A 12,462-nucleotide genomic window follows, 5' to 3' on the forward strand; every position below is an offset into this window, starting at 1 on the left:
CTTGCGCGGCTGGGCCAGCGGTCCCCGGTCACGCCGGGACGACATCCGACCCGCCACGGCGGCCTTAGCGGCCTTTCCAGACGCCGGGGCGCTTCTCGACAAAAGCGGCCATGCCCTCGGCCTTGTCCTCGGTGGCGGTGAGCACCTGGAACAGGCGGCGCTCCATGATGAGGCCGGTGTCGAGCGTGGTCTCGAAAGCGAGGTTGACCATTTCCTTGTTCATCATGGCGGCCAGCGGCGGCATCCCGGCAATCGCTTCGGCGGCTTTCAGCGCTTCGCCGAGGAGCTGGTCCTTTGGCACCACCCGGCTGACCAATCCCGAACGCTCGGCCTCCGCGGCATCCATCATGCGGCCGGTCAGGCACATGTCCATGGCCTTGGACTTGCCGACCGCACGGGCCAGGCGCTGCGAGCCGCCCATGCCGGGCGCCACCCCCAGCTTGATCTCCGGCTGGCCGAATTTCGCATTTTCAGAGGCGATGATGAAGTCCGCCATCATGGCCAGTTCGCAGCCGCCGCCAAGCGCGAAGCCGTTGACCGCTGCAATCCACGGCTTGCGGGTGGTCTTGACGATCTGCGCGGTCCAACCGGCGAAGAAGTCTTCCGAATAGAACTCGGCGCCGGGCTTTTCGACCATCTCCTTGATGTCAGCGCCTGCAGCGAAGGCCTTTTCACCCGAGCCGGTGATAACGGCGCAGCCCTGGCTCTTGTCCGCCTCGAAGACGGCGAAGGCCTTTATCAGTTCGCCCAGCACCGACGAATTCAGGGCATTGAGCGCCTGCGGACGGTTGAGCGTGATGAGAGTGACGTTGCCCCTCGTTTCGACCAGGATCGTTTCGTAGCTCATCGGAAGTCCCTTCAGGTATTCGCTTCGATATCGGCGATCAGCGCGGCGAGATGGGCCGGGCTGGCATGTTCGTGCGCCTCGTCACGCGAGGTCTGCGTGTTGTCGTAAGGGATCGGCTCGTCGAACTGATCCGCAGCCAGATCCCAGAACCGGCCGTCCACCCGGTTGTAGAAGTGAGTGCCGCCCTTGGTCGCGGTCTTGAAGATGTCCCCGCCGAAGTAGTGCTGCACGGCCAGCGCCGTCACCGCGCACTGATTGCGCGCGGGGTTAGCGGGATCGAATGGATCGGGGATGGAAGCGGCGGACCAGGATTTCTTGACGACGTGGTAGAGTTCGATCGGCGTCGGGAACGTCAAATCGGCCTCCACTCGTCTTCGGGGGCGAGCGGCGCGAAAATCGCGTCCAGCATATCCTCGGTCACGTCTTCGGGCGCCGACGGGTTCCATTTCGGCGCATGGTCCTTGTCCACGATCACGGCGCGCACGCCTTCCGCGAAGTCGGGCAGGACCAGCACGTGACTGCCGATGCGGTACTCCATCGCCATGTTCTGCGCGAAATTGTCGAGGGTCAGCGAGGTGGCGAGCTGGCGCAGCGCGATCTTGCAGGCCTGCGGGCTCTTGGTGCGCAGCGTGGCGAGTTCGCGCGCGGCCCATTCGCTGTCGTCGCTTTCCAGCGAAGCGAGCACCTGCTCCAGCGTGTCGAAGGCGAAATGCTTGCGGATCTGCGCGGCGTGGGCAGCGATCCTGGGCTCGGGCGCCTTGTCGGAAAGCGCGCCGAGGACACCGCCGATCTCATGGCCCGCGGCGATGCGCCGCTTGGCTTCGGGAAGCGCCTCGCTGGGCAGGTAGTGCGTCGCAAGGCCCGCCCAGAGGCATTCCGCACCATCCAGCCGCGCGCCGGTCAGCGCCAGGAACTGGCCGAGCCTGCCGTCCAGCCGCGAGAGGTACCAGCCGCCGCCGACATCGGGGAAAAGGCCGATCCCGGTTTCGGGCATGGCGAAACGGGTGTGCTCCGTCGCCACCCGGAAGGGCGCGGGCTGCGAAATGCCGACGCCGCCGCCCATGGTCACGCCGTCCATGAATGCCACGACCGGCTTGTCGTAAATGAAGAGCTGGTGGTTGAGCTGGTATTCGGCACGGAAGAAGCGGCGCCCCTCTATCCCGTGGTCTTCAAGGGCCGATCGGCGCAGCAGGTTGATGTCTCCGCCCGAGCAGAAGCCTCGACCCTCGCTGTGCTCGATCATGACCGCCTTCACCTCGGCATCGCCGGCCCAGGCCGCTAGCGCGTGGCTCATCGATTCGCTCATGCCCAGAGTCAGTGCGTGAATGGCCTTGGGCCGGTTGAGCGAGATGATCCCGGCCACGCCATCGCGGCTGGTGAGGATTTCGGCGTCCAAACCACCAGCAGGCAAACCACCAGCAGGCACGGCATCGGCAGGGAGGGTATCTCCAGACAGCGAATCGGTAGTCATGTCCTCGTGCCCCTTACTTGAGCAGGTCGCGGCCGATGATCATCCGCATGACCTCGTTGGTGCCTTCGAGGATACGATGGACGCGAAGGTCGCGCCAGAACCGCTCGATGGGATAGTCGCGAAGATAACCGTATCCACCGAAGAGTTGCAGGGCGCGGTCGACGACCGAGGAGCCGGTGTCGCTGGCCATCATCTTGGCCATGGCGGCGAAGCGGGTCTTGTCGGGCGCGCCGGCGGTGACCTTGGCGGCGGCAAGATAGAGCAGCGCACGGGCGGCCTCCAGTTCGGCGGCCATGTCGGCAAGCCGGAACTGGGTGTTCTGGAATTCGGCGATGGGCTGGTCGAACTGCTTGCGGTCCTTCACATATTGAACCGCCTCATCGAGGCAGCGCTGCGCGCCGCCCAGCGAGCAGGCACCGATGTTGAGGCGCCCGCCATCGAGACCGGCCATGGCGAACTTGAAGCCGTCCCCCTCGGCGCCGACGCGGTTTTCGGCGGGGATGCGGGCATCTTCGAAGATCACCTGCGCAGTGGGCGAGGCATTCCAGCCGAGCTTCTTCTCCGGCGCGCCGAAGGAGACACCGGGCGTGTCCTTGTCCACGACGAAGCACGAAATCCCGCGCGACTTGTGATCGCCGGTACGTGCCATCACGACGTAGACGTCGTTGTAGCCCCCGCCGGAAATGAACTGCTTGGTGCCGTTGAGAACGTAGTGATCGCCTCCGGCATCCTGGACCAGCCGCGCGGTCGTCTTCAACGCGGCCGCGTCGGAGCCGGAGCCCGGTTCTGTCAGGCAGTAAGAGCCGATCTTCTCCATGGAGCAGAGGTCAGGAAGATAGCGATCCTTGAGCTGCTGGTCGCCGAACCTGTCGATCATCCAGGCGACCATGTTGTGGATCGAGATATAGGCGCTGGTCGCCGGGCAGCCGTAGGACATGGCCTCCATGATCAGCGCCGCGTCCAAGCGGCCAAGGCCGATGCCGCCGCTTTCCTCGGACACGTAAATCGCCCCGAAGCCAAGCTCGCCCGCCGCTTTCCAGACATCGACCGGATAGTGGTGCTTCTCGTCCCACTCGGCAGCATAGGGCGTGATGCGGTCGGCAGTGAACTTGCGTGCGGTCTCCTGGATCGCAAGCTGGTCCTCGGTCAGCCCAAACTGTTCGGTCATCTCTGTTCTGTTCCTGGCAGGTGCAGTGGGGTGCTTCTAGGGGCACTTTGCATAAGTGAGCGTGCCGGGCATCGCGTCCGGTCCGGTGTCCTTGCGAACAAGGGTCTTGCCGCCGTCGGGCGAGCGCAGGGCCACGTCAAGGTTCCAGCTCTGCCCTTCGCCGGTGAAGGCGAATTCGCCCTCCAGAGCCGTCGCGGAGCCGGACTTGACAGTGCCGAGCTTGGCCACCGATTCGTAGAACTTCAACGTATCGGCATCGACCGTCAGCAGGCCCTTGGCATCACCCCTGGTGCTGGTGCAATCGGCATCGACGAGACCCCAGCGGCCCTGCAGGGCGGCGGGTATCGCCGAAGGCACCGCAGCCGGCTCCGATGAGGCGGAGCCGGCACCCGGGGATGGCGCCGTGGCACCGGGCGCCGGCTCCGGAAGCATGGTCGCGGTTTCCTCGGCCGTGGGCTTGGCCGGCTCTTTCGAGCAGGCGGCGAGACCGAGGGCAAGCAGCGAGACGGTCAGGGCCGGGGCCAGTGCATTGCCGATCTTCATCATCGAACGACCTTCCTTTTCTGCGGACATTCCCGAGGAAACACCTGCAGTCCCTACCCTGTTCCGCGCTCCGGTCCCTGCGTATCGTCAGGCCATGGTCGGGATGATGAAGGCACTGTCGCCTGCACCGCCATCCGGCCAGCGCTGGGTCACCGTTTTCACCTTGGTCCAGAAGCGGACGCCTTCCATGCCGTACTGGTTGTGATCGCCGAAGGCCGAGCGCTTCCAGCCGCCGAAGCTGTGGTAGCTGACCGGCACCGGGATCGGCACGTTCACGCCGACCATGCCCACTTGCACGCGCTGGACGAATTCACGCGCGGCGTGGCCGTTGCGGGTGAAGATGGCGACGCCGTTGCCGTACTGGTGCCTGGAGGGAAGCTCCACCGCTTCCTCGAAGGTCTTGGCGCGGACGATCTGGAGGACGGGACCGAAGATCTCTTCCTTGTAGGCGCTCATCTCGGTGGTGACATGGTCGAACAGCGACGGGCCGACGAAGAAGCCTTCCTCATAGCCCTGCAGCGAGAAGCCGCGACCGTCCACCACCAGTTCGGCGCCTTCGTCGACACCGGTCTGGATCCAGTTCTCGATCTTCTGCTTGTGCACGGCGGTGACGACCGGGCCGTACTGCGCTTCGGGATCGTTGGACACGCCGACCTTGAGCTTGTCGATCGCGGCGATCAGCTTCTCGCGGAGCAGATCTGCGGTTTCGTCACCCACCGGAACGGCCACCGGCAGCGCCATGCAGCGTTCGCCCGCCGAACCATAGGCAGCGCCCATTATGTCGTTCACGGCCTGGTCCATGTCCGCGTCGGGCATGACGATGGCGTGGTTCTTCGCGCCGCCCATCGCCTGCACGCGCTTGCCGGCGGCAACGCCGCGCTCATAGACATAGTGGGCGATGTCGGACGAGCCGACGAAGCTGACGGCGGCAATGCCGGGATGATCGAGGATCGCGTCGACCATTTCCTTATCGCCATGGACCACCTGCAGAACGCCCTCGGGCGCGCCGGCTTCCAGGAACAGTTCGGCAAGGCGGTTGGGAACCGAGGGATCGCGCTCGGAGGGCTTGAGGATGAAAGTATTGCCCACCGCGACGGCCGGAGCGAACATCCACATCGGGATCATCGCCGGGAAGTTGAACGGGGTGATGCCCGCCCCGACGCCGAGCGGCTGGCGCATCGAATAGACGTCGATCCCCGGGCCGGCGCCTTGGGTATATTCGCCCTTCAGCATATGCGGGATGCCGCAGCAGAACTCGACGACCTCAAGCCCGCGCTGGATGTCGCCCTTGGCGTCGTCCACGACCTTGCCATGCTCGGAGGCCAGCATTTCTGCCAGCGCCTGCATATTCTGTTCGATCAGTTCCTTGAACTTGAACAGCACGCGGGCGCGGCGCTGCGGGTTGGTGGCGGCCCACTTGACCTGCGCTTCCTGCGCGGTGGCCACGGCACGGTCGAGCAGGGCCTTGTCGCCGAGCGGGACCTGGGCCTGAACCTGGCCGGTGCTGGGGTTGAAGACGTCACCCATGCGGGCGGCCGATCCGCCGCTTCCGCCGACAACGACGTGGTCAATCAGGCGCATTCCTCATCCTTTCGCATTGTCTTCGACGGCACTCACGGTGCGCTTTCCACGTTAGGTGGTCCCGGTCCGATTTGCAGGCAAGCTGAAAATACGCCATCGATAACTGCACATTTGCAGCCCCGAGGACCATTTCCCGCAGTGACGATACCTTGACGATACCTTTTGGGACGATGCCCTCGATCGACTGGAGCGACTACCAGGCCTTTCTCGCCATCGCCCGGGCGGGGCAGCTCGCGGGTGCCGCCCGCACGCTGGGCGTGGATCCCACGACGGTCGGCCGCCGGTTGCGCCGGCTCGAAGCCTCGCTGGGCACCGCCCTGTTCGAACAGACCCGCAGCGGCCAGGAACTGACCGAGGCGGGAGAAGCGCTGCTGTCCTCGGTGGAAGCCATGGCCAGCGCCGCCGGACGCATCGCCGAACAGGCCGGCGGGAACGACGGGCTTTACGGCACCTTGCGGATCAGCACGTCCGAGGGCTTCGGGTGCTGGTTCCTGGCCCGCCACCTGCCACGCTTCCAGGCCGCGCATCCGCGGCTCGCCATCGACCTCGTCGCCTCCAGCGGCTTTCTCAGTCCCACCCGGCGCGAGGCGGATGTCGCCATCATGCTGTCGCGCCCGCGCACCGGGCCGCTGGTGGCACACAAGCTGTCGGACTACACGCTCGCGCTTTACGGCACGCAGGATTACCTCGCGGCCCACGGTACGCCCTCGCGGCCGGCTGACCTGCTGGATGGCCATGCGCTGGTCGGCTATATCCCGGACCTCATCTATTCCCCCGAGCTGCGCTATCTCGACGAAATCCAGCCCGGCCTGAAGGCGGCGATCCGCTCCCCCAGCATCACCGCGCAGCAAAGCCTGGTGGCCAGCGGTGCCGGACTGGGCGTGCTGCCCTGTTTCATGGCCGAATCCGATCCCCGCCTGGTGGCCGTGCTGCCGGAAAAGCGCATCCTGCGCAGCTTCTGGTTCGTCACGCATCAGGACATCCGCAAGTTGCCGCGGGTCGTGGCATTTCGCCAGTGGCTTGACGAAACCGCCCTGCGCATGGAGGGGATACTGAAGCCCTGACTTGCCCAAGGCTCCAACCGACAGGATGAACGACCCAGTGACGACAACAACCATCGATCCGGCCGAATTCCGCAAGGTGCTGGGCAGCTATCCCACCGGCGTCTGTGTGATCACCGCGCTCGACGAGGACCGGCCCACCGGCATGGTGGTCGGCTCCTTCACTTCGGTTTCGCTCGATCCGCCGCTGGTGGGCTTCTTCCCCGATCGGAAGAGCACTTCCTGGCCGCTGATCGAGAAGGCCGGGCACTTCTGCGTCAATGTCCTGGCCAGCGACCAGGCCGACGTGTGCCGCGCCGTCACCGCCAAGGGCGACCAGAAGTTCGTGGGCGTGGACTACATCGTCTCCGACCACAACCTGCCGATCATCGCCGATTCGATCGCCGCCATCGAATGCCGGCTCTATTCGGTGACCGAGGCGGGCGACCATTGGTTCGTGCTGGGCGAAGTCCTGCGCATGGAAGCCGTGCGGGAAGACGATCCGATGCTGTTCCACAAGGGCCGCTACGGCGGTTTCGCGGAGCGGATGTAAACGCACCCGAATCCGCCGAGGCGAATTCGGCGCGCTCGGCTTGACTTGACCCGCCCCTGTTGTTCACCCGTTCAGCACAGCAGGATGCTTGCGGGAGAGAATGCATGACACGTTCGCTTGAAGGCAAAGTCGCCGTCGTCACCGGCGGCGGCTCGGGGATCGGACGCGGCATTGCCCGGCGGCTGGCCGAAGACAAGGCGGCCATCGCGGTATGGGACCTCAATCCCGAAGGTGCGGCGGAAACCGTGCGGATGATCGAGGATGAAGGCGGCAAGGCACTGGCCCTCACCGCCGACTGCGCGGACAAGGCGGCGATCCAGGCTGCGGCGCAGGAAACCCGCAGCAAGCTGGGTCCGATCACCATCCTCGTCAACAATGCCGGCATCGCGCCCTTCACCCCGTTCATGGACATCGGCGAGGACGAGTTCGACAAGGTGATCCGCATCAATCTCAAGGGCCCGTGGCTGGTCACCAAAGAGATCGTGCCGGACATGCTGGCAGCCCAGTGGGGGCGGATCATCAACATCACTTCCTCGTCCACGCAGTCCGGCTCCTTTGCGCAAAGCCACTACGTTTCCTCGAAAGGTGGCCTGCTCGGCATGACCAAGGCCCTTGCCATGGAGCTTGGCGGCACGGGCATCACGGCCAACATGATCCCGCCCGGATCGATCGACACGCCCATGCTGCGCCAGGCGCCCATCGATGCCGAGGCTTACGGCAAGACCCTGCCGGTGAAGCGCCTGGGGCAAGTGGCGGACATTGCCGCCGCCGCCGCGTTCCTCGCCTCCGAAGAAGCGAGCTACATGACCGGGCAGACCATCAGCACCAATGGCGGGCGCTACATGGGTTCCGCCTGATAAGGATCGTGCGGGGCGATTGGAGCAGTGCAGGACGGCGGCGAAGACGCTAGCTTCCGTGTCATGACACAGGACTTCAGCATCGACATCGGTACGACGCCCCCTTGCCAGGCCACCCTGGCAGGGGGCCAACGCAGCGGCACGGGCACGCCGCTCGTCCTGGTGCATGGCTTCGGCGGCTCCCGGCACGACTGGGATCCCGTCACGGCCGCCCTCCCCGATGACCTGCCGCTGATCGCCTACGACCAGCGCGGTTTCGGTGACTCTCATGGTGAAGCCGGAGCGCCCTTTTCGCACTCGGACGATCTGCTTGCCCTGCTGGATGCGCTCGAACTGGAACGGGCCGATCTGTGCGGCCTGTCGCTGGGCGGCGGCACCGTGCTCAACTTTGCCCTGAACCATCCCGAGCGGGTGCGCCGACTGGTGCTGGTGAGCCCGCTCATGGTCGGCTGGACGTGGAGCGCCGACTGGATCGAACGCTGGAAGGCCATCGGGCGCGCCGCGCGAGGGGGCGACATGGCAGCGGCGCGCGACCTCTGGTTGCAGCATCCGCTGTTCGACACGGCCCGCGACGGCCCGAACGCCGCGCGGCTGCGCGCGGGGATCGCCGCGTTCCACGGGCGCCAGTGGGTGCAGGACGACCAGAGACCCGAAATGCCCGATGTAGACCGGCTTTCCGCGCTGGCCCTGCCCACGCTCCTCCTGACCGGCAGCCGCGACACCGAGGATTTCCGGCTGATGGCCGAGTTGATCGAAGCCGCCGGCAGGGATGTGACCCGGATCGAGCATCCCGGCGCCGGCCATTTGCTCAATCTCGAATTGCCGCAGCAGATCGCCCGTGAAATCGCGGGCTTCATCGGGAGAGGCTAGCCGCCTTCCCTCTTCCCCCAATCGCCGTTGGTCCGGTTACGAGGAGATCCCGCATGAAGCTCGCTTTCGCCATGCCGCATATGCTGGAACTGAAGGCGACGATGCAGCCCTGGGAGACGGCCGTGACCGGCGCCGACCAGACGGCGCTGGCCAAATGGGCGGAAAAGCTGGGGTTCGAGATGATCGCCGTGCCCGAGCACCACGCGATTCCGCGGGATCATGTCGCCCTGTCCGGCGCTTTCTATTTCAGTGCCTTCACCGCGATGAGCCACTTCGCCGGCGCGACCGAACGGCTGAGGGTCAATTCCTGCATCGCCATCCTGCCCGCCCAGCACCCGATCGTGACGGCCAAGGCGCTCGCGACCATGGACTGGCTTTCCTCCGGGAGGGTCACGGTTACTTTTGCAGTCGGCTGGCTGGAGGAGGAGTTCGCGCTGCTCGGAATTCCGTTCCACGAGCGCGGAGCGATGGCGGACGAATATATCCAGGCCATCATCGCCCTCTGGACTCAGGAAAACCCTGAATTCGAGGGCAAGTACGTGTCCTTCCGCGATCTGGCCTTCGAGCCCAAGCCGGTGCAGAAACCGCATATCCCGGTGTGGTTCGGCGGCGATGCCGATGCCGTATTGCGGCGTACCGCGCGCCATGCGCAGGGCTGGTGGCCCTTCCTCACCAGGCCGGAGACGATCCCCGAGCGACTGGATTTCATCCGCTCCCAGCCGGACTACAACGGCCGCCTGGAAGACGTATTCTACGGTATCTCCACCGCCCGCGTGGGCGAGGGTCACAAGGTGCAGGACGATCCCCGCGCCCGGCCCGGCCAGTCGAAGGACGAGCTGATCGCCCGGCTGGGCGAACTCTCCCGGCTGGGCGTGACCTGGAGTTCGGTACCGGTCCCTCCGCTCTCCGGTATCGAAGCCTACCGCGACTACACCCAGTGGATCGCCGAGGAGATCATGCCCGCGGTGCGATAGGAATTCCGATGGTTTCGAGTGGTGCGGCCTGACGACCGCACCACCCGTTTACCGGATCCGATTGGACCGATCGGAACGTCCCGATCAGAACTTGCCGGAGAACGAGGCGCCGATCACGCGGGGTTCGTTGAACACGGCGGCCATGTAGTTCTCGATCACACCCTTGAGGTTCTTCTCATTGGTGATGTTACGCGCGAAGGCCGCGATTTCGTACTGGCCGCCTGCGGCCGAGTAACCGATCTTGAGGCCGCCTTCGAAATCGCCCTTCGAGTAGAACTCCTTGGTCTTGTAGAGCACAAAGTTGGTGTAGCCCTGCCACATCCAGTCGGTGGCCGCGAACAGCGAGCCGCCATTGCCCAACGGCACGTCATAGCGCGCGGTGACATTGGCGGTGTACTTCGGCGCATTCGGCAGCGGATTGCCGTCGATCTGCGCAAAAGTGCCGCGCGCATTGGTGATCGTCGGGTCCTCGACCGTGCAGACGACGACGCCGTTGAGCGCGCAGACCTGGGCGTAGACGTTCTTGTCCTTGATCTCGGTGTGGAGCAGGCTGAGCCCGGCCGTCAGCGAGAGGTTGGGGATCGGACGTGCCTCCAGTTCCGCTTCCATGCCGTAGGCCTCGGCCTTGTCGGCATTGAACAGGACGCCGTTGCCGTCGCTGTCGTTACCGTTCAGCTGGATGTCCTTCACCCGGTAGGCAAAGCCCGAAAGGTTGAAGCGCACCCGGTTGTTCAGCAGGCTGGTCTTGATGCCGGCCTCGCCCGAAAGGATCGTTTCCGAATCCGCCGTGGTGAAGTCCGAGTTGAACACCGCCGAACGGCCCTGGATGGTCGGACCGCGGAAACCACGCGCGACACGCGCGTAGACGTTGACGTCCGGGTTGACCTGGTAGTTCACGCTGACATCCCAGCTCGGCTCCTCGCCCGAGAGACGCACGTAGCGGCGCCCCCGGTAAGTCGCCGCGCCGGCCGCCGTATCCGCGGTCTTGAGCAGGCGCGTCTTCTTGGTGTCCTTGGTATAGCGCCCGCCGGCAGTGACCGTCAGACCCTCGGCCAGCTCATAGCTCGCCTGGCCGAACACGGCCCAGCTGGTGTTCTGGTTCCGCAGGCGCACCCAGTTGTTGGGGTTGTTGGCCGGCGGCGTCAGGAAGTAGGCGCGCTGATAGAACTCGGTGATGTCGCGCTGGTCGAACCACATGCCGCCCACCTGCCACTTGAAGCGAGTGTCGCCATTGCTGGACAAGCGCAGTTCCTGGCTCAGCTGGTCGAGATCGCGCACATTGCCCTGCGACTGGCCATAGCCGTTGGCCACGCCGTTCACCGGATAGTCCGCCGCCGCGCCGCCGTCGGTATCGCCGCGGCTATAGCCCGAAGTCGATTCCCAGGCACTGATGGAGGTCAGCGTGACCGGGCCGAAGTCCATGGCGATGCGGCTGGAAGCGCCATAGGTATCGTAGGCCTGCGGATTGTCGTGCGCCTCGTCCAGGGCGATTTTGTCGCGCGGTTCCTGGCTTACGTCGTTCGAACCCTTGGTAAACGCGGCGCGGTGGAAGATCGTGGACGTGCCCTCGTATTTGCGGGCATGGAAGCTCGTCAGCATCGAGAAGCCCGAGCCGGTGGGCGCCAGCAGCAACTGGATGCGGGCGTCGCGCTCCTCGAAGCCGCCCATCGCATCCTTCTTGGGCGAGACGGTGCCGTCGGCGCTGGGGCCGCTGTAGGTGTTGTCGATCCAGTCGTCACGGCGCTGGTAGAGCCCGGAAACGCGGACGGCCAGGACGTCCTGGATGATCGGTCCGCCAACGCCGGCGTCCACGTTCACCGAGTTGTATTCGCCGTAGCTGGCGCTGGCGCGGCCGGTCCAGCGGTCGGTCGTGGGCTTGATCGTGTCGATTTTGATGATGCCGGCCGTCGTGTTGCGGCCGAACAGCGAACCTTGCGGGCCGCGCAGAACTTCCACCTGGTCCATGTCGTAGACCGGGTTGGACTTCAGCACGACGTGCTCCAGCACGACATCGTCCTGGATGATCGACACCGGCTGCGATGCGCCGAGATAGAAGTCGATATTGCCGAGACCGCGAATGTAGAAACGGGGGAAGATGCGGCCCGTGGTCGTTTCCGCGTAGAGGCCGGGTACGCGGCCCGACAGCGCAAGAATGTCGTCGCCCGCAGCCTGGAAGCTGCGCAGCTGGTCACCGCCGACAACGCCCACCGAGATCGGCACCTGCTGGAGGTTCTCGGTGCGTCGCTCCGCCGTGACGACGATATCGCCAAGCCCTTCGCTGGGGGGCGCCGCGTCCTGGGCGAAAGCATGGGCGGAAATACAAATGGCACCCAGACCACAGGTCAGATGCAGAGCCTTTTTGGCGATGACTTTCGTGGACACGTCGCATTCCCTATTGGTTGAAAAACCGGCCGGGCGAGTACTTGTCCGCAATGACAGTCTTGTTACCGATTTTTGGGGGATATGTTGGCGGCAACGCAAATCCGCTCCAAATCAACTTTTTCCACATCGGATTTTCAACGGTTTGCGACATTTGCGCAACGCCCGCGCCCCCGCGA

The 12,462-nt window shown here is 65.0% G+C and carries 12 protein-coding genes; 5 read left to right on the plus strand and 7 right to left on the minus strand.

The window, feature by feature from the left end; translation table 11 throughout:
• Window positions 1-64: 64 nt before the first annotated feature.
• From AB4Z00_RS08665 to AB4Z00_RS08690, 6 genes are read right to left on the minus strand one after another with little or no spacing between them, the layout of a single operon-like run.
• Window positions 65-847, minus strand: a complete 783-nt coding sequence (locus AB4Z00_RS08665; RefSeq protein WP_442045627.1) for an enoyl-CoA hydratase-related protein — start codon at window positions 845-847, stop codon at window positions 65-67.
• Window positions 848-858: 11 nt separating this feature from the next.
• Window positions 859-1,203 (minus strand): YunG family protein, encoded by a 345-nt coding sequence (locus tag AB4Z00_RS08670; protein ID WP_442045628.1) that lies wholly within the window; start codon window positions 1,201-1,203, stop codon window positions 859-861.
• Entirely contained in the window at window positions 1,200-2,318 is a 1,119-nt protein-coding gene (locus AB4Z00_RS08675) for an enoyl-CoA hydratase/isomerase family protein (RefSeq protein WP_442045629.1), read from the minus strand. The genes AB4Z00_RS08670 and AB4Z00_RS08675 overlap by 4 nt, the downstream gene beginning before the upstream one ends.
• A 13-nt stretch (window positions 2,319-2,331) precedes the next feature.
• A complete protein-coding gene (locus AB4Z00_RS08680; RefSeq protein ID WP_132262405.1) occupies window positions 2,332-3,486 on the minus strand; it encodes an acyl-CoA dehydrogenase family protein in 1,155 nt (384 codons plus the stop codon).
• Window positions 3,487-3,522: 36 nt separating this feature from the next.
• Entirely contained in the window at window positions 3,523-4,059 is a 537-nt protein-coding gene (locus AB4Z00_RS08685) for a hypothetical protein (protein ID WP_442045630.1), read from the minus strand.
• 57 nt (window positions 4,060-4,116) lie between these two features.
• Entirely contained in the window at window positions 4,117-5,610 is a 1,494-nt protein-coding gene (locus AB4Z00_RS08690; protein ID WP_442045631.1) for a CoA-acylating methylmalonate-semialdehyde dehydrogenase, read from the minus strand.
• Between the two features lie 149 nt (window positions 5,611-5,759).
• On the opposite strand from AB4Z00_RS08690, the gene AB4Z00_RS08695 reads away from it, so the two are divergent.
• The 5 genes from AB4Z00_RS08695 (at window position 5,760) to AB4Z00_RS08715 (ending at window position 9,904) form a co-directional block, all read left to right on the plus strand.
• Window positions 5,760-6,674, plus strand: coding sequence for a LysR family transcriptional regulator (locus AB4Z00_RS08695; RefSeq protein WP_442045632.1), 915 nt, complete (start codon window positions 5,760-5,762; stop codon window positions 6,672-6,674).
• A 37-nt stretch (window positions 6,675-6,711) separates the two neighbouring features.
• On the plus strand, window positions 6,712-7,203 hold the full coding sequence (locus AB4Z00_RS08700) for a flavin reductase family protein (RefSeq protein WP_132262398.1): 492 nt from the start codon (window positions 6,712-6,714) through the stop codon (window positions 7,201-7,203).
• Window positions 7,204-7,307: 104 nt separating this feature from the next.
• On the plus strand, window positions 7,308-8,060 hold the full coding sequence (locus AB4Z00_RS08705) for an SDR family NAD(P)-dependent oxidoreductase (protein WP_132262396.1): 753 nt from the start codon (window positions 7,308-7,310) through the stop codon (window positions 8,058-8,060).
• A 63-nt stretch (window positions 8,061-8,123) separates the two neighbouring features.
• Entirely contained in the window at window positions 8,124-8,930 is an 807-nt protein-coding gene (locus AB4Z00_RS08710) for an alpha/beta fold hydrolase (RefSeq protein ID WP_442045633.1), read from the plus strand.
• Window positions 8,931-8,983: 53 nt separating this feature from the next.
• On the plus strand, window positions 8,984-9,904 hold the full coding sequence (locus AB4Z00_RS08715; RefSeq protein WP_442045634.1) for a TIGR03619 family F420-dependent LLM class oxidoreductase: 921 nt from the start codon (window positions 8,984-8,986) through the stop codon (window positions 9,902-9,904).
• Window positions 9,905-9,988: 84 nt separating this feature from the next.
• Here AB4Z00_RS08715 and AB4Z00_RS08720 read toward each other — a convergent pair whose 3' ends face one another.
• Entirely contained in the window at window positions 9,989-12,286 is a 2,298-nt protein-coding gene (locus AB4Z00_RS08720; protein WP_442045635.1) for a TonB-dependent receptor, read from the minus strand.
• Between the last annotated feature and the right edge of the window lie 176 nt (window positions 12,287-12,462).

It is taken from the genome of Novosphingobium sp. YAF33 (assembly GCF_052113265.1).
In the GTDB taxonomy this organism is placed as follows: Bacteria; Pseudomonadota; Alphaproteobacteria; order Sphingomonadales; family Sphingomonadaceae; genus Novosphingobium.